Source organism: uncultured Arthrobacter sp. (assembly GCF_902805515.1).
GTDB lineage: Bacteria > Actinomycetota > Actinomycetes > Actinomycetales > Micrococcaceae > Arthrobacter_D.
The window spans coordinates 1-17,347 of sequence record NZ_CADCTE010000095.1; the positions used below are offsets into that span (position 1 = coordinate 1).

16 protein-coding genes are annotated in these 17,347 nt (G+C 69.8%); 9 read left to right on the forward strand and 7 right to left on the reverse strand.

Annotated elements, in window-relative coordinates; translation table 11 throughout:
- Nucleotides 1-602 (forward strand): sigma-70 family RNA polymerase sigma factor (locus QZX79_RS08175; RefSeq protein WP_294567401.1); only part of this gene is annotated, 602 nt, incomplete at its 5' end.
- 33 nt (nt 603-635) lie between these two features.
- Here QZX79_RS08175 and QZX79_RS08180 read toward each other — a convergent pair.
- Nucleotides 636-1,895: a glycosyltransferase 87 family protein gene (locus tag QZX79_RS08180; RefSeq protein WP_294567404.1), complete on the reverse strand. Its 1,260-nt coding sequence runs from the start codon at nt 1,893-1,895 to the stop codon at nt 636-638.
- A 470-nt stretch (nt 1,896-2,365) separates the two neighbouring features.
- Between QZX79_RS08180 and QZX79_RS08185 the strand changes: the two genes are divergently transcribed.
- Nucleotides 2,366-4,804 carry a bifunctional diguanylate cyclase/phosphodiesterase gene (locus QZX79_RS08185; protein ID WP_294567406.1) on the forward strand — a complete coding sequence of 813 codons (2,439 nt, stop codon included), beginning with the start codon at nt 2,366-2,368 and terminating at the stop codon, nt 4,802-4,804.
- Nucleotides 4,805-4,927: 123 nt separating this feature from the next.
- Complete coding sequence (locus tag QZX79_RS08190; RefSeq protein WP_294567408.1) at nt 4,928-6,445, forward strand: flotillin family protein; 1,518 nt, start codon at nt 4,928-4,930, stop codon at nt 6,443-6,445.
- A gap of 181 nt (nt 6,446-6,626) precedes the next feature.
- On the opposite strand, the gene QZX79_RS08195 is transcribed toward QZX79_RS08190, so the two are convergent.
- Nucleotides 6,627-8,702, reverse strand: a complete 2,076-nt coding sequence (locus QZX79_RS08195; protein ID WP_294567411.1) for a bifunctional diguanylate cyclase/phosphodiesterase — start codon at nt 8,700-8,702, stop codon at nt 6,627-6,629.
- 311 nt (nt 8,703-9,013) lie between these two features.
- Between QZX79_RS08195 and QZX79_RS08200 the strand changes: the two genes are divergently transcribed.
- Complete coding sequence (locus QZX79_RS08200; RefSeq protein WP_294567414.1) at nt 9,014-9,655, forward strand: ScbR family autoregulator-binding transcription factor; 642 nt, start codon at nt 9,014-9,016, stop codon at nt 9,653-9,655.
- Between the two features lie 209 nt (nt 9,656-9,864).
- Here the strand turns inward: QZX79_RS08200 and QZX79_RS08205 are convergent, their stop codons facing one another.
- Together QZX79_RS08205 and QZX79_RS08210 are read right to left on the reverse strand one after the other, a co-directional pair.
- Nucleotides 9,865-10,404, reverse strand: a complete 540-nt coding sequence (locus QZX79_RS08205) for a heme-degrading domain-containing protein (RefSeq protein ID WP_294567417.1) — start codon at nt 10,402-10,404, stop codon at nt 9,865-9,867.
- A gap of 113 nt (nt 10,405-10,517) precedes the next feature.
- A complete protein-coding gene (locus QZX79_RS08210; protein WP_294567421.1) occupies nt 10,518-10,733 on the reverse strand; it encodes a hypothetical protein in 216 nt (71 codons plus the stop codon).
- Nucleotides 10,734-10,936: 203 nt separating this feature from the next.
- Between QZX79_RS08210 and QZX79_RS08215 the strand changes: the two genes are divergently transcribed.
- A complete protein-coding gene (locus tag QZX79_RS08215; protein ID WP_294567424.1) occupies nt 10,937-11,167 on the forward strand; it encodes a hypothetical protein in 231 nt (76 codons plus the stop codon).
- Here QZX79_RS08215 and QZX79_RS08220 read toward each other — a convergent pair.
- Nucleotides 11,164-11,319 carry a hypothetical protein gene (locus tag QZX79_RS08220; protein ID WP_294567427.1) on the reverse strand — a complete coding sequence of 52 codons (156 nt, stop codon included), beginning with the start codon at nt 11,317-11,319 and terminating at the stop codon, nt 11,164-11,166. The two genes, QZX79_RS08215 and QZX79_RS08220, sit on opposite strands and share 4 nt — an antisense overlap.
- 221 nt (nt 11,320-11,540) lie before the next feature.
- Between QZX79_RS08220 and QZX79_RS08225 the strand changes: the two genes are divergently transcribed.
- Both QZX79_RS08225 and QZX79_RS08230 read left to right on the forward strand, forming a co-directional pair.
- On the forward strand, nt 11,541-13,004 hold the full coding sequence (locus tag QZX79_RS08225; protein ID WP_294567429.1) for a GH1 family beta-glucosidase: 1,464 nt from the start codon (nt 11,541-11,543) through the stop codon (nt 13,002-13,004).
- Nucleotides 13,005-13,063: 59 nt separating this feature from the next.
- The gene (locus QZX79_RS08230; RefSeq protein ID WP_294567485.1) at nt 13,064-14,038 is read left to right on the forward strand and encodes a LacI family DNA-binding transcriptional regulator; all 975 of its coding nucleotides are present in this window, start codon (nt 13,064-13,066) and stop codon (nt 14,036-14,038) included.
- A gap of 55 nt (nt 14,039-14,093) precedes the next feature.
- On the opposite strand, the gene QZX79_RS08235 is transcribed toward QZX79_RS08230, so the two are convergent.
- Both QZX79_RS08235 and QZX79_RS08240 read right to left on the reverse strand, forming a co-directional pair.
- On the reverse strand, nt 14,094-14,375 hold the full coding sequence (locus QZX79_RS08235; protein ID WP_294567431.1) for a hypothetical protein: 282 nt from the start codon (nt 14,373-14,375) through the stop codon (nt 14,094-14,096).
- 153 nt (nt 14,376-14,528) lie between these two features.
- Entirely contained in the window at nt 14,529-14,753 is a 225-nt protein-coding gene (locus QZX79_RS08240; RefSeq protein ID WP_120167147.1) for a hypothetical protein, read from the reverse strand.
- Nucleotides 14,754-15,009: 256 nt separating this feature from the next.
- On the opposite strand from QZX79_RS08240, the gene QZX79_RS08245 reads away from it, so the two are divergent.
- Together QZX79_RS08245 and QZX79_RS08250 are read left to right on the forward strand one after the other, a co-directional pair.
- Nucleotides 15,010-15,879, forward strand: coding sequence for a hypothetical protein (locus QZX79_RS08245; RefSeq protein ID WP_294567434.1), 870 nt, complete (start codon nt 15,010-15,012; stop codon nt 15,877-15,879).
- Nucleotides 15,880-15,946: 67 nt separating this feature from the next.
- Nucleotides 15,947-17,338, forward strand: a complete 1,392-nt coding sequence (locus QZX79_RS08250; RefSeq protein ID WP_294567436.1) for an aminotransferase class V-fold PLP-dependent enzyme — start codon at nt 15,947-15,949, stop codon at nt 17,336-17,338.
- Nucleotides 17,339-17,347 lie beyond the last annotated feature (9 nt).

Sequence of the window (17,347 nt, forward strand, 5' to 3'; positions counted from 1 at the left end):
GCTCGGCCGCTGACGCCGACGACGTCGTGCAGGAGACCTGGCTGCGGTGGGCGGACGCGGATCAGGCGGCGGTGCGCGAGCCGCGGGCCTACCTGGTGCAGATCGTCACCCGGCAGGCCCTCAACCGGCTGCGCACCGTGGCCCGCCGCCGCGAGGACTACGTCGGCGAGTGGCTGCCCGAGCCCCTGCTGACCAGCCCCGACGTGGCCGAGGACGTCGAGCTCGCCGAGAGCGTCTCCATGGCGATGCTCACCGTTCTCGAGACGCTGGCCCCCACGGAGCGCGCCGTCCTGGTGCTGCACGAGGTGTTCGACGTGCCGTACGACGAGATCGCCGAGGCAGTCGGCAAGTCGCCGGCGGCGGTCCGGCAGATCGCGCACCGGGCCCGGGAGCACGTGGCCGCGCGGCGCCCGCGCACGGCGGTGAGCCGCACCTCGGTCAGCCAGCACCTGGCGAAGCTGCGTCTGGCCGGCCTCGTCAGCACGCACCGCGAGAGCCGCCGCGTGATCTACAGCATCACGGACGGCCATCTGGCGCGGCTGGTCCGGGAGGGCCTCAACCATGCCGACCACCGTGTCACGGGGGAACCCGGGCACGGCTGAGGTGCGGTGCGGTACCGGGCCCCGCGTACGGGCCTAGGCGGACTCGGGCAGGCCGGCCCGGGAGGGCGCCCCCGCCGTCCTCCGGCTCATGCGCCAGAGCCTGCGCACCGACCACGCAAAGATGCCCACCACGAGGAGGTTGCGCAGCGTCAGCAGGAGCGCGACGGCCGGGTTCAGCCCGTACCGCAGCTCGTCGTAGAAGATCGGGTAGACGAGCGTTGTGAGCGCCGCGGTCAGGAGCATCGCCGCCGCCGGGAGCCGCCAGCCCCCTGCGGTATCGAGCACCAGCCCTGCCGCGATCGCCGCGGCGATCCAGAGCATGAACTGGGGTGAACCGACCTTATTGAACACGACGAGCGTGGTCACCAGGGCGAGCGAGGCGGTGGCCAGCAGCGGGCCGGGGCGCGCTCCACGGCGGAGCCCGACGGCGACCAGCGCGGCGGTTCCGAGCACCGCCAGGGCCAGCAGCGGGCCCATCAGGGCGGAGACCTGACCGCTCAGCGCCCCCCTCACCTCCATGGTGTTGATGATCTTGTCCTCGTAGAAGTACGCGCCCGAGGTGCCCGTGATCGCCTGCCAGACGCCGGGCGTCGACAGCGGCGCCTCGAGCTGCATTCCACGCGCGCCCTGGGCGCCGAGGAAGCCGGTGAGGTTGCGGAGGTCACCGAAGACGGCGACGACGACGGCGATGCCCGCTGACAGTCCGGCACCCGCGAGCGCGATCCGAAGACGGCTGCGGCAGGTGATGACCGCGGCCAGTACGACGGCGGCGGGCCAGACCTTCACCCAGGTCGCGGCGCTGAGCAGGAGGGAGGCAAGGACCGGCCGCGCCGCGAGGAGCAGGATTCCGACGATCACCACGGGGGCGGTCAGCCCGTCGAGGCGTCCCACCGCGACCGGGCCGAGCAGTGCCGTGGCAGCGAGCCACCAGTACGCCGCCCGGGGGCCGTGCGGCGTGCCGCGGCGAAGCAGGGCGGCGGTGCCGGCCGCGTTGAGGGCTGCGAAGATGCCGAACCACGTCAGCTGGTACAGCTCCGGGCCGAGGGCCGTGGCGGCGACAATGGGCACGATGGCTCCGGTGGGATAGACCCAGGCGGTGGAAATGCCCTGCCAGATGCCGTCGTCCAGGGCCTGGTAGGCCCAGCCGCGGTAAATGTTGATGTCGCTGAGCACTCCCCCGGACAGGATGAAGGGCATCAGCCGGGCGAGGAACCCCGCGTGGATCAGCGCGAAGAAGATCCAGACGGACGAGGTGCGGGCAAGGAAGTCCGGACCAAGCCGAAGTGATCGCACGGGCGCTCCTGGTGGGTAGGGTGGTGGGCCAAGTCTTTCATCCACGCGCGCGGGCCTGGAAATCGCAGGCGTCGAACCGCGGGCGTGGAAATCACTGGCCTGGAATCACGGGCCCGGAATCGCTGGCCCGGATATCCCGGGCCAGTGAGCCCGGGCCGCGCGAGCCCGCGCCCGGTCCCGGGGTCCCGGTCCCGGAGGGCGGTCTCGAAACCCGGGACGCCGCCCGCATGAGGGCCCTCCGCGCGTGCGCCGCACCTTCCAGGTCCCGCGCGCCCGCCCTGCTATAGTCGGCGCAGGTGGCCACCGTCCGGCTCACCTGAGGGGCGGTCGTGGGCCCGGCTCGCGCTGCACCGATGCACAGCGATCAGCGAAGGTTCACCATGCAACCATGCTCCACGCCGCAGCGAAGGTTCCCCTCCTGATGTCCGGGCGCATCGGCGTTCGGCGCCGGCTGCAGGGGTCGGTGTGCCATGGGCATCACTGAACTGACCGTCACCCTGTGGCAGGAGCGGCGGGTGCTTGAGGAACTGCTTGCGGCGACCGGCCAGGCGCTGGCACCGCCCCGGGACTCCGCCCAGGGCCCGGCGGAAGCACCGCGCGCCGAGTCCGACCTGCGCAAGGAACTCGGGCTGATCCGCCTGGCGCGGGATGTCGAGCTGGCCGCCGTCGCCCAGGAGTGGGGGCTCGGATCCGCGACAGGACTGGCGGGCCTCGCCGCCGGCGCGCCAACCGACTCCTGGCGCTGGGTCCTCGATTCCCACCATCAGGCGCTGACCGACCTCGAGGTGCGGCTGCGCGCCGGCCGCGCCGCGGAGGCAACCGGTACAACTCCCCCGGCCGGCGGTCCCGTCGGGGATGAACCGCCGCGCCCGGGCGGGGACGGCGACGACGGACCGGGCCCGCCCGCCCTGCCGGACTCACTGCTCGGCCACGCCCTGAACGCGGTCTCAGAGGGCTCCCTGATCACGGACGCCGCCCAGGACATCGTGTACGCCAACGCCGCCTTCACGGCCATCACGGGCTACACCTCCGAGGAACTTCTCGGGAAGAACTGCCGGATCCTCCAGGGCCCCGGTTCGGACCGCGTCACGCTTGCCGCCATGAGCAGCCGCCTTCAGCGGGGGGAGACCTTTCGGGGCAATATCCTCAACTACCGCAAGAACGGTTCACCGTTCTGGAACGCACTCACCGTTTCACCGCTGCGCGACGACGACGGCAGGATCACCCACTTCGTCAGCATCCAGCGTGACATCACCGCCCAGGTGGCACTGCAGGAGGAACTGCGCTTCCTCGCCCTTCACGACCCGCTGACCGGGCTGCCCAACCGCAGCGGCCTCGAACAGCGGCTGGGCGCCGCACCAGCCGCCACGGACGTGGCGCTTGGGGTGATTCGCTTCGACAATTTCCGCCACGTCAACGAGACGTTCGGCCGCGACGCCGGAGACGCCCTCCTGCGCGAGATGGCACAGAGGTTGAAGTCGAACCTTCGCACCACCGATTTCCTCGCCCGGATCGGCGGAGACGAGTTCGTTCTCCTGATCGCGGGCATCGACGACGCCGAGGCGCACCGGCAGATCGGCTCCGTCGCCGCTCGGCTCCACCGTGCCGTTGAAACTTCGGTGCCGCTCGGCGGAGGGAATTCGGTCGACGTCGGACTGAGCATGGGGCTGGCGCTGCACCGCGCCGGCCGCGACGGGTTTGGCGACTCCCGGCGGCGGGCGGAGGCCGCCCTCTCCGATAGACCGGTCGAGGGAAGCCCCGGCCGGCAGTGGTGGCGCCTCGCCGAACCCGGCGATCCGGTACCGCACCCCGGTGATCCATCTCCGCACCCCGAGCCCGGCGCATCCGCAACCGTGCAGCCTCCGCAAAGCCCAGCGCCGCAGACGGGAGATCCAGCCCCCGGCCCGCGCGGCCCGGCGGGGACACTGTCACTGGTCCTGCAGCCCGTTGTGGACCTCCGGACGGGAGAAGTGGACCTCCTGGAGGCGCTCGCGCGGGTCAGCATCGAAGGCCACCCTCCGATGGGACCGGCTGACTTCCTGCCGGCGCTGGCCCCGCGGGACGTTGACCAGCTCTTCCGGGACGCGCTCGAGCAGGCCCTGTCCCACCTCGCCCGCTGGGACCGCTCGGGGCGTGCCTTCCGGGTCAGCGTGAACCTCAGCCCCTCCACCCTGCTCGATCCGGAGTGTGCCGGGTGGGTCGCCTCTACCCTCGAACGGCACGGCATCGCGCCGGACCGGCTCGTCCTTGAACTTCTCGAAACCGGTGCGATCACCTCCCCGGTTCAGGTGGCCGCGCTGTCGAACCTCCGGACCCTGGGCGTCTGCCTCGCCATGGACGACCTCGGGTCGGGCTACAGCAGTCTTCAGCGGTTGTCCGTGCTGCCTTTCAGCGCGGTGAAGATCGATGGCGCGCTGACGGCCCAGCTGAGGACACGGCCCGTGCGTACGCTGACGATCCTCGCAATGCTCGTCCAGATGGGCCGCGACCTTGACTGGGACGTCATCATCGAAGGCCTTGAGGACGCTGCCCTGACCGAGGCTGCACGGATCCTCGCACCGCCCTTCGGACAGGGATACCATTTGGCCCCTCCCCTGGAACCGGGGGACGTCCCCGCCTGGGTTGAGGTCTTTGCCCCGCGCGGCGCCGACGGCGGGCTGGACACCTTCCTTGGCGCCCTCGCGTACACGTGGCAGTTCACCCGGCTGCGCTCGCCCCATCCCGGGCCACAGGACCAGTGCCCGCTCACGGCGTTCCTGGACGCGCACGCCGAGCCCGGGTCGCCGGCCTTTGACTGGCACGGCCTCCAGCACGGTCCGGCCGCGGACGCCCCGGAGCCTGGGGCGCGGCTTGTGGACTGGCTTGCGGACCGCAGTATCGAAGAATATGCACGGCTTCCTCTGAATTAGCCGGGCCGGCTAAAGAGTTCGGCAGATTGGGGATGCAAGAAACGTTTTCATCCCTAAGATCAGGAGTGGAACGCGGGACCTTTTTCCGCGGCTCGTTGCCCAGTGCCCGCGGAAAGGGCCACCATGGATCCCACTCTTATTCCAATTATCCTCATCGTCGCGGCTGTGCTTGTCCTCGCCGTCGTCGGCGTCATTCTTGCCCGCATGGCGCTCCATATTGCCAGCCCTGACCAGGCCCTGATTATCTCGTCGAAAGACAGCAAGGGCCAGCCCGACCCCGACAGCCAGCGTGTGGTCTTCGGGCGGATCTTCATCAATCCGTTCTCCCAGCGCGCCTACCCCATCTCCCTGGCCTCCCGCCAGGTCTCGCTCAAGATCGAGGGAATCTCGCAGAACGGGATCAAACTGCACCTCACCGGGGTGGCGCAGGTCAAGGTGGGCGGCGACGCCGACGCCGTCCGCAAGGCGGCCCAACGGTTCCTCAACCAGCAGGAGGCCATTGACCACTACACCCAGGAAACCCTTTCCGGGTCGCTCCGCTCTATTGTGGGCACACTGACAGTCGAATCGATTATCAAAGACCGGGCCACCTTTGCAAAGAGCGTGAAGGAAGAAGCCGAACACTCAATGCACAATCAGGGTCTCGAAATCGACACTTTTCAGATCCAGTCTGTGGACGACGATTCAGGCTATTTGAAAAACCTTGGCCGCCCGGAGGCCGCACTGGCCGAGAAAAACGCTAAAATTGCGGAGGCCCGGTCGGTCCAGGAATCGGAGCAGGCCCGCGCAATCTCCGACGAGCAGGTAGCCCTGGCGCACCAGCAGCTCATCATCAAGCGTGCTGAACTGAAGGAAGTTGCCGACGCCCGCCAGGCGCGGGCGGACGCGGCCGGGCCCCTCGCCGTGGCGGAACAGAACGAGCAGGTGATCATCCGCGAGCAGCAGGTCGCCCAACGGCGCGCCGAACTGCGCGAGCGCGAGCTCGACACGGAGGTCCGCAAGCCCGCGGACGCCGAGAAGTACAGGTTGATCCAGCAGGCCGATGCCAGGCTCGAGGAGCGGCGGCGGGCCTCGGAGGCGACCGAGATCGAGGCACGGGTGGAACTGGCCAAGCGCAAGCTCAACGCCGAAGGCGACCGGGTTGCGGCGGAGGCAGACGCCGCCGCGAACACGGCACGGGGAACCGCCGAAGCGGCCGTGCAGGAGGCGCGCGGGCGCGCCGAGGCGGCAGTGATCCGTTCACGCGGCGAGGCGGAGGCGGAATCCACCGAGGCCCGGGGCAAGGCAGAGGCCGCCGGCATCGCGGCGCAGGCCGAAGCCTACGAGAAGTTCAACGAAGCGGCCGTGCTGAGCAAGGTCCTTGAGGTCCTGCCCGCGATGGCGCGGGAGGTCGCCGCTCCGCTTGCGGCGATCAAGACGATGACCGTTGTGTCCAACGACGGCGCCGGCCAGCTCAGCCGGGATGTGTCGACCGGCGTGCAGCAGACCACCCAGCTGATCAAGGACACCACCGGCCTCGATGTCATCACCCTGCTGGGCGACATCCTGAAGGGCGCGGGGTCGGCCCCGCGCGTCTCCGCGAACGGCGGCGCCGTGTCACCGCCGGCCCCAGGCGGATCCGCGGACGGCGGGCGGCCCTGACCTTTCGGCACCCCGTCGCCTGCCCGGCGGCGGGGTGCCGCCCGCACCGGCCCCGGGTGTTCAGGCGCCCGGGCCCCAGACCTCGGACCGCACACGCTCAGGCCTCAGGCCTCAGGCGTTCGGGGCTCAGGGCTTCGAGACTCGGGCCCCGAGCCGCTCGGGCGTTGCGACCTGCACAGGCTCAGGCCAGCAGTTCCAGCCGCGGCCCGGCCGGCTCGGCGGTCGTGCGGATCTCGCGCACCAGCCAGTCCACGAGGAGCCGTCCGGCGCCGGCGTGTGCCGCCCGTGGATCATGCTGCTGGATGTGCCATCGGTCCACGTCGGCGCTGCTGCCGCGAGAGGCAAGGAATCGACTCAGGGGGCATTCGGCCAGGGCGCGGGGGTGGGGCGAACCCAGTCGGGCGAACTGCCAGTGGTAGGCCAACGCCCCAAGGCACGTGCGGAGCGAACCGTTGCGCGCCGGCAGGCGGAAGTGCTCGACCCACGCCGCGGCGTCCTGGGGTGCCAGCGGGGGGCTGAAGTGGAAGCCCTGACCCAGAGGCGCTCCGAGGACCGCCACCGCCTCGGCAATCCCCTCGTCCTCGATCCCTTCGATCACGACGTTCATGCCGAAATCCCTGCCCATCTGGATCAGGGTCGCGATCAGGCTGAGCGTCTCGGGCGGCTTGGTGCGGATGTCCGCGAGCAGATCGCGGTCGAGCTTGATGGCGTTGAACGGCAGCGACGACAGCCGCTTGAGGCTGCTGTATCCCGCGCCGAGGTCGTCCATGGCGAGGCCGACCCCCAGCCGGACCAGTTGGCTGAGGGCCTCCCGCTGGATGTCCCACTCAAGGGTCTGCGATTCGAGCAGTTCGAGGCCGAGCCGGTGGGGCGCGATTCCATGGCGGGTCAGGGCGCTGCCGATCAGGGCGGGTGAGGCCGGATCGAGAAGGGTGGTGGGCGGCAGGTTGACCGACACGCTGTAGTTCAGCCCCTGCCGGTCCCACTCGGCCAGTTGCGCAAGGGACTGCTCAAGGACCGTGGAGAAGAGGTGGTCCAGGTCGAAGGTGCCCAGGTCCTTGACGAACCCGGCGGGCTCCAGCACCGTCCCGTTGGGAAGGGTCAGGCGGGCCAGGGCCTCGAACAGGTGCACCGAGCCGTCCCGCAGGTCGATGACGGGCTGAAGGCAGATGGACAGTCCTCCACCGTAGAGGGCATCGCGCCGCCGCTCGCGGGCCCACGCGGCCTCCTCCCCGGCCGTATCGGCGGGATCCACCCCCTCTGCGGCGCCGGCGGAGGCGGCGCCTGCAGCACCGGCGAAGGCCCCGGCCGGTGCCGGGGAGACCTCGGCGGAAAGCTCCCACCATCGGCGCCGCCCGTGTTTGCGGGTCTTCACCTCATAGAGGGCCTCATCGGCGCTCTTGAGCAGGGAAGCGGTGTCGAAGCCGTCTTCTGGAAACAGGGCGAGCCCCATGCTCATCCCGATGGTCACCCTGCGCCCATCGATGCTGAAGGGCACCTCGACGGCGGAGGACAGCCGCTCCAGGACCCGGGTGAGGCCCGCTTCCGGAGCGCCGCGGCTGATACCGCTGAGGATCAGGACGAACTCGTCCCCGCCCATCCGGCCGAGGAAATCCTCATCGCGCAGCTGCGCCTGGATCCGCGCCGCCCACTCCTTGAGCAGCAGGTCCCCCGCCTCGTGCCCGAAGGTGTTGTTCACGACGCGGAAGTCGTCGAGATCGATCATGCCCACGGCCGCAGTGATTTCGGACCGGGGCCCGCCCGCCAGAATGTCCGCGAGGTGGTTGTTCATCGCCAGGCGGTTCGGCAATCCGGTGACGGGATCGTGGAGCGCCTGGAAGCGGAGCTGTTCATGGAGCGCCATGCGGGTGTTGATGTCGCGCTGGACACTCACGAAGTGGGTGAGCTCCCCCGACTCGGAGGTCAGGGGCGTGATACTGAGCATGTTCCAGAACGCCGACCCGTCCTTCCGGTAGTTGAGGATTTCACCGCGGAAGGGCTCACCGGCGTCGAGTGCAAGCCGGATGGCGGCCCGGGTCTCGACGTCGGTGCCCGGCCCCTGAAGCATCCGGCAGTTCCGCCCCAGCACCTCATCGGCCGTGTACCCGGTGATGGCAGTGAAGGACTCCGAGACATGCTGAATATGCTCCGAAGCATCGGTGATCAAGGAAATTTCCGAGGTCGCGGCCATCGCCTTGATGAACAGCTCCTCCGGCAGTTCGCCGCCGCCGAAACGCGGCCCATGGCGTAGATGCATGACGTAGTCCCCCTCTACCTGTCACACCCGAAAGCACCGGCCACCCGCCGTCGTGCCCGTGCGTCGGCACAGCGTTGCGCTGCGCCTTAGGACGGATGTTAATGGCATGCTAACCCGTATCTAACCCGGCGTATATCTGGTGCTTTTGCCGGAACGAGCGACAAAAGCCGTCCAAGAACCATGGTGGGAGCGCACCAACCATCCGGCCTGAAGGAAGGGCACAACATGGGATCCAACCTCGAAATGTCCGGAGGACAGCTGGTGCAGCAGGTCCGCCCACCGGGCATCCCGCCCGGCCCCAGGGAGCCGGCATGATCCAGCAGCGGGCACGGGCGACCCGCGAGTCCATCCTCGCCGGGGCCGCTGCGGTCTTCGAAAAAGAAGGGTATGGGATGGCCTCACTCGCGCGTGTCGCGGAGGAGGCCTCGGTGACCAAGGGCGCGCTGTACTTCCACTTCCGTTCCAAGGACGAACTGGCGCGGGCTGTCATTGCGGCCCAGCATGCCCGTGGGATGGAGCGCTCGGCCGCCATTATTGCTGAGGGCCGCCCGCCGCTTGAGTCGATGATCCTCATCATTCGAGGCTTCGGGCAGGACAGCCTCAAGGAGCCGATCGTCCGCGCCGGAATCCGCCTGACCTTCGAGGCATCGGCTTTCGGCCAGGATGTGGCGGGGCCCTACCTGCACTGGACCGAGGCCCTGGAGTCGATGACCCGCGCAGCGCGGGATGAGGGCTGGCTGCATGCGGAGGTCGACCCGGGGTCCTTTGCCCGGCTTCTGGTGGCCTCGGTCGCAGGCATTCAGATGGTCTCCAGCATCCTCGCCGGGCGCCGGGACCTCATGGAGCGTATCGAGGAAATGTGGGCGGCCTTCCTCCCCGGCATCCTCGCCCAGGAGCATCAGCAGGAGATCGGGCGGCTCGTTGGACTCGTCCGCGGAACGCCGGAGGAGTGAAACCGGTCGAATGGTTTGTTTTTAACGCCGGCTGTGCTTAGGCTTCGTTGGGGCGCACGACTCACCGCTCCGTGGGGGAAGCGATGAGACGACGGAACCTATCCGTTCCCGCCTCTGACCGTGCCCGGCGCGTGGTTCACTCCACGCCCGGGCACGGCCACAAGCCCGCGGCCCGCTTCGCTCAACCGGTCTCGCTCAACCCGCCTCGCTCAACCCGCCTCGTGCTGCCATGACCGCAGCGCCTCGACCACCAGGTCGTGGTCGGCGACCTGAGGCAGCCCGGACACCGTCACGACGGCCACCGGCCCCACACCGCGCACATACAAGGGAAACGCTCCGCCATGGGCGGCGTAGAGTGCAGGATCGAGCATCGGATTGTCCTCGGGCCTTCCGCCACCCCGGCGCGCCCGCAGCCCGACCAGCAGGGACGGCTCCGCGTACCGCATCGCGGTGCGGCTCTTGGCCGCGGCCCACAGGTCGTTGTCGTAGGTGGCGCCGTGCAGGGCGACGTGGAAGACCGTGTGGTCGCCGCGGCGGATGTCGATGGCGATTGGGAGATCCCTTTCGGTCCCCAGTTCCACAAGCCGGAGTCCGAGTGCGAGCGCGTCGGCAGCGGTGAACCGGTCAAACTGGAGCTCGGCGATCTCGCCTTCGATTTTCCCGATCGCAGCGGCGAGCAGCTCCTCCGGCTGGGGTTCGAATGAATCCGGATCGAATTCCGGGGCGTGCGGGAGTTCAGGTGTCTGCATCGCACCAACCTACTCCGCGGCGGCCCTTCGTGCCTGCTGCGGTTTCGGGATGGGCCCGGGACGCCCGGCGGGACCTCTCCGGCATGGACCCGGACCGGGCAGCCGGCCGGTGCCTACCGCCGGCCCAGGATCCCCCGGATCATTCCGCCGAGTCCGCCGCGCGAACCGCTGCTCATGCCGCCCCGGCCGGTGGTGCGGCCCATGCCGCGCCCTGCGCCGCCCATGCCGCGTCCTACTCCGCCCGTACCTCGGGTCCCGCGGGTGCCCGTGGTCCCCGTGGTGCCGCGGCCCGCCAGTCGTCCCGCAGCGTTGATAAGTCGGTTGCTCAAGCCCATGGCGCACTCCCTGGTTGGTTGTGCCCGCAGGTCGAATACCCACCGGTCACGCCTCAATGCTAAGCCTGCGATGTATTCCCGGCCATAACTTTCAAGACCCTTCATTCCGCGGATTCCCTCTGGGTAGGATGATGACCTCAGCCCCCATCCGAGGGCCCCGGGGGCGGCGGCGGACACTCGCACAAGGAGCGGACAGCATGGCAATCGCGGAGGACGACGGCGGGGAAATGGTGATCGGCGATGTCAGCCGGGTGGGCGGACGGGCACTTGCGGTGGGGCTTTCGGGCACCGGGGGCGACGAGGTGCTGAAGATCGGCTGGGTGGAGCAGTCCGCCGAACTCGAACTCACCATGGAGGAGGCGGTTGCCTTGCGCGACGAGATCGACAGGATCATCCGCGACCGCCAGTCCCACTCCCAGGGACGTTAGGCCTGGACCGCGGGCTCGGCGACGATGACCCGGTGATTGCCCTCGCACTGGTAGACGGCGACCGCCCCCTCCGGGACGGGTCCGGCCGCCGGCCACTGGCTCTCCGGAAGCTCCAGCAGACTCGATCCGCACGATGGACACACAGCGCTCATCTTCTCCTCCTGGATACCGCGGGCAGGTCCTGCCATTAAACCCGGTCGCTGCCGCCGGGCCTACGGGATCGGGTTTACGCCGGCGCTGGACAAATCGCACGATCTGCCCCTCCTTTGACACTTCCGCCCCCGCCTTCCTAGACTCAACCCACCCCGTGAGAGCGCTCTCTGCGGCAGCACGGCGTTTTTCCGCAACCCATTCAAGGAGCAGGTAAGGGCCCATGTCTCAGCAGGAACACTTCCGCACGAACTGGCCGCAGGGCTTCCTCTGGGGTTCGGCTACCGCCGCTGCCCAGGTGGAGGGGGCCGGCCATGAAGGCGGCAAGGAGGACTCGGTGTGGGACGCCTTTGCCCGCATCCCCGGCGCCGTTGCGAAGGGGGAGAACCTCGAGACCGCTGTGGACCACTACCACCGCATGCCCGAGGATGTCCGCCTGATGAGGGAACTCGGACTCGACTCCTACCGGTTCTCCACCAGCTGGGCCCGCGTGCGCCCCGGGGACCGCGCCGTGAACCGGGAGGGACTCGACTTCTACTCCCGGCTCGTCGATGAACTGCTCGACGCCGGCATCCTGCCCTGGCTGACCCTCTACCACTGGGATCTGCCGCAGGCGCTTGAGGAGAAGGGCGGGTGGGCCAACCGCGACACCGCCTACCGCTTCGTCGAGTACGCCACCGACGTCTACGAGGCCCTCGGCGACCGCGTGAAGCACTGGACGACCTTCAACGAGCCGTTCTGCTCCTCACTGCTCGGCTACGGCTCCGGGGTGCATGCCCCGGGCCGCCAGGAGCCGCGCGCCGCCATCGCCGCCGTGCACCACCAGCACCTGGCACACGGCCTGGCCGTGGCGGAGCTGCGCAACCGCGGCGCCGCGCACCTTGGCATCACCCTCAACCTCAGCAATTCGATCCCGAAGGACCCGTCCGACCCGGTCGATCTCGAAGCGGCGCGCCTTTTCGATTCCCTGCAGAACCGGATCTTCATCGACCCGATCCTCCGTGGCGCCTATCCCGAGGACTCCCTGCGGGACCTGAAACCGTTCGGGCTGGCCGAGCTCATCCAGCCGGGCGACCTTGAGGTGATCGGGGCTCCGCTGGACTTCCTCGGGGTGAACCACTATCACGATGACCTCATCAGCGGACACCCCGACCTCTCGGGCAGCGACGGACATTCAGGCGGCGCGGAGCGGCCGGCGGCGTCGCCCTGGATCGGCGCCGAGTGGATCACCTTCCCCAGCCGCGGCCTGCCGCGCACGGCCATGGACTGGGAGGTCAACCCCGACGGGCTGCGGCACCTGCTGGTGCGCCTGGGCAGGGAGTACGAAACCCTCCCCCCGCTGTACATCACGGAGAACGGTGCGGCGTACGACGACGAGGTCAGTGCCGATGGTGCCATCCACGACGCCGAGCGGACCCGGTTCATCGGAGACCATATCGACGCCGTGGGGCGGGCCATCGACGAGGGCGCCGACGTGCGGGGGTACTTTGTGTGGTCCCTGCTCGACAACTTTGAATGGTCGTGGGGTTACGGCAAACGGTTCGGCATCGTGCGCGTTGACTACGACACCCTGGCCCGCACCATCAAGGACAGCGGCCACGCCTACGGCCGGGTGATCGCCGCCGCGCATTCGGGCTCCGATCCGGCCGCCGCGCCAGCCGAGGCGCAGGACCGGCCGGCCGGGTAGGCTGCCGCCCTGTGACACACCGCGATCCGGGCCGGGCCCGGCCGGCGCCGACCCTCGAAATGGTGGCGGCGCTGGCCGGAGTCTCGCGCGCCACCGTCTCCCGGGTGGTGAACGATTCCCCGGCGGTCGATCCGCAGCGCGCACGGGCGGTCCGGGATGCCATCGCGGCACTGAACTACGTCCCGAACCGTGCCGCCCGCTCGCTGGCCAGCCGGCGGACCCAGGCGGTGACGCTGGTGCTCCCGGAGTCGACCTCGAAGGTCTTCACCGACCCCTTCTTCGCCTCGGTCATCGAGGGAATCGCCGGCTACCTTGCGGAAACCGAGTACACCCTCACCATGATCCTGTCCTCGGAGTCCTCACCCGAGAAGACCCGGCGCTACCTGCTGGGCGGGAACGTGGACGGGGCCCTCGTGGTGTCCCATCACAGCGGGGACAACTCCTGGGCACGGGTGAGCGGGTCCCTGCCGGTCGTCTTCGCCGGCCGCCCGCTGGTGGGAGAGGCCGGGAGCCACTACGTCGAGGTGGAGAACGAGCCGGGCGCGGCCGCCGCCACGGACCTCCTGCTCTCGCGGGGGCGGCGGAACATCGCCACCATCGCCGGCCCGCAGGACATGCCCGCCGGAATTGACCGGCTCGCCGGCTGGCGCAGGGCACTGGCCGGTGCCGGGCTTGATTCCTCGAGGGTCGAGTTCGGGGACTTCACCCCCGCCTCGGGGGCGGCGGCGATGCGCCGGCTCCTCGCCCGCGGCGCCCCGATCGATGGGCTGTTCGTGGCGAGCGCCCAGATGGCCGCCGGCGCGTACTCGATCCTCGCGTCGCACTCGCTGCGGATTCCCGGGGATGTGGCGGTCGTCGGGTTCGACGACGACGAGTTCGCGGCGGCGCTCACCCCGGCCCTGACGACAGTCCACCATCCGGTGACCGGCCTGGGCGCACGGATGGCGGAGAAGCTTGTGGCCCTGATTGAGGGCCGCCCGGTCGAACGGGTCACCCGGCTGGGCACATCCCTGGTCCTTCGCGGTTCTGCCTGAGCGGCACGCCCGCCCGGCGGCCACCCGGGACGCCGGCCCGCCTAGGCCCGGCGAATCAGGCTTCGGCCTCTTCCGCGTCCCCATCCGGGGTCTTGAGGACGGTCACCTCGGCGACGGGCCGGGATTCCAGCTCCGCGTCCTCGTCCCTGCGGTCAAGTTCCTCGGTCAGCTCCTCGAGGCGAAACTCGGTCTCCGGAACAAGCTCCCCCAGCTCGTCGTACTCAGCATCGATCTCGCGGTGGATCTTGCTGTGCAGGACCTCGACCGACTCGTCCCTGAGCTCCGTCAGGTCGTCGGGGAACGGCTCCTCCGGGGTGAGTCTGCTCTTGTTGGGCATGTGATCTGCTCTGTCTGTGTGAGGGGGTGGCGGGGACCGGACTCGACTCAACAGCGTTCGTCGAAACCATTAGGAAAGCATATAGGTAGCTTTTCTAACAAGTGCCATCGTGGCCTTCTTTCCCTCCCAGGCATCCGGAGGAGAACGGCGGCTTCACTCGGGCTGGATTTCCTTGGCACCCGCCGGCGCACCCGACAGCCCGACCACCTCGGGCTCGGGCAGGTCTGCGGCCTCGGCGATGAGGGCCGGATGTTCGCCGTGGCGCAGCGCCTCGACGACAGCCTCCTCAAGGGTCAGTGAGGCGTGGTCGAGTTCGAAGGCCGCAGCCTCCTTGTCTGCTGCGGCAATGCGGATGCGTCGGAGGTCTTCCTCGTTCATGTGTTCAGCCCTTCTTTCCTGGACCGGAAATGCGCCGGGAAGACCATTCCGCCCCCCATCTGTCCTGCTCGAAATCAGCCGAACACGCTCATCATAGGAGTACTTCAGTGTTTGCGATAGCGGCGGGTGCGGACGGCAACCAACCGTTCACGTCCTGTGCCTCGCACGGAGCCGTCCGGCATGGCGGCACCCTTGCCCAACGGTGATGTCTTTGCCAGTGTTGGCATCCCCGACTCCCTCCCGAGAGGCATGACACATGGATCTGGCCTCAGCGGCAGCCGAGCTGTACGCGTTGCCCCTTGACGAGTTCACCCGTGCCCGGGACGACCGGGCGAAGGAGGCCGCTGCGGCCGGGGACAAGGACCTGGGCGGTGCACTCCGGAAGCTTCGGAAGGCCTCGACGGCGGCCTGGCTGGTGAACCTCCTGGTCGACCGGCAGCGGGAGGAGATCGAGCAGGTGCTTGCCCTGGGCGAATCCCTGCGCGAGGCCCAGGAGACCACCGACCGGGCCCGCCTTCACGCGCTGGGGCAGCAGCGGCAGCGCCTCCTGGCCGGCATCGCACGGCAGAGCCTTGACCTCGCCGCCGGACTCGGCCACCGGGTCGGAGCCTCCGCCCTGCCGGAGGTGGAGGGGACCCTTCGGGCGGCGATGACCGATCCGGGCGCGGCGGCGGCCGTCCTCACCGGCCGGCTGGTCCGCCCGCTCGAGGTCTCGGGGTGGGAGCCGGTGGATCTGGCCGGGGCGGTCGCCGGGCCGTTTGAGGACCCGTTTGAAGCCGGTGGCGATGCCGGGGATGAGAGCCGGCCGGCCGATGATCCGAAGCGCGCGGCGCGGCTGGCGCAGGCCCAGGCCGACCTTTCGGAGGCCGAGGCCGCCGCCCAGCGGGCGGCCGGGGAGGCCGAGGCGCTGCAGAAGCGCGCGCACCGGATCGCGGTGAAGCGCGAGGGGCTTGCGGCCTCCATCGAGGACCTTCAGGAGCGGCTGGGGGTGCTGCAGCGCGAGCTGGATGGGTTGGACGCCGAAGCCGCCAAAGCCGGGCGCGCGAAAGACGCAGCCGAACGTGCGGCGGAGGCCGCACAGGAGGAGGTGGAGCAGGCGCAGCAGCGGGTCGGGGATCTCACCTGACGGTGGGCACCCCGGGAAGCCCGGTCGAGGCCTCGGCACGGGCGGCGGTCCCTGCTAAGGTGGCGGCATGTCGGCCCGGCCGGACGTCTATGGCGACGCGTTGGAGAGGGCGAGGGTTCACGCTGAGAAGTGGCTCGCGTCAGTCCCTACGCGCGCTCTGCCGCCCGGGCGTACGGCGGACGAACTCGCCGCGCAGTTCGCCGCTCCCCTGCCCGAGGGGCCCACGGATCCCGCTCGGGTCATCGATGAGCTTGCCCTGCTCGCCGAGCCGGGGCTGATGGCCATGCCGTCGGGCCGGTTCTTCGGCTGGGTCATCGGCGGCACCCTTCCGGCGGCGCTCGGCGCCGACTGGCTGGTGAGCGCATGGGACCAGAACGCGGGGCTGCGGTTCGCCACCCCGGCCGTGGTGGCCGCCGAGGAGGCCGCCGGGGGATGGCTGCTGGAGCTGCTCGGCCTCCCGGCCGGAAGCGGCGTGGGGTTCACCACCGGGGCCACCATGGCGAACTTCGTCGGCCTGGCCGCCGGGCGCCAGGTCGTCCTCGACAGGGCCGGCTGGGACCTCGACCGGGACGGTCTCGCCGGAGGCCCCCGCGTCCGGGTCTTCGTCGGAGCCGAACGGCACGACGTCATTGACCTTGCCGTGCGCTACCTCGGGCTCGGTGCCCCGACCGTGGTCGAGGCGGATGCCCAGGGCCGCCTTCGGCCCGATGCCCTTGCGGCGGCTCTGGACGCCGGCGAGGGCCCCGCCCTCGTCTGCCTTCAGGCAGGCAACCTTCACTCCGGGGCGTCCGACCCAATGACCGAGGCGGTCGCCGTCGCCCATGCGAGGGGGGCCTGGGTCCACGTCGACGGCGCCTTCGGCCTGTGGGCCGCGGCAAGCCCGCACTACCGGGGGCAGCTGGCCGGCATCGAAGCGGCCGACTCCTGGGCCACGGACGCCCATAAGACGCTCAATGTCCCCTACGACTGCGGGGTGGCGTTCGTCGCCCGGCCCGAGGTGATGCGCGGGGTGTTCGGGGTACACACGAGCTACCTCATCGCCGATGTCTCGGGCCCCGGCGACCCGCTGGAAAAGGTTCCGGAGCTGTCCCGGCGGGCCCGCGGCGTTCCGGTCTGGGCCGCCCTGCGCTCCCTCGGCCGCTCCGGCACCGTCGACCTCGTCGAGAGGCTCGCCCGGCACGCCCGTGCCTTGGCCGACGGCATCGGCCGGCTTCCCGGGGCCGAGATCCTCAACGACGTTGCCTTCACCCAGGTCTGCGTGAGCTTCGGGGACGACGAACGCACCCGGCGGGTCACCGAAAACCTGCTCGCCGAAGGAACGGCCTGGATGTCCGGATCGCGCTGGCACGACCGGGCGGTGCTGCGGATCTCCGTCAGCAACTGGTCCACCGACGAGGACGACGTCGAGCAGTCGATCGCCGCCGTCGCACGTGCCCTCTCGGCGGTTGGGAAGGGGTGAGCGGGGGCA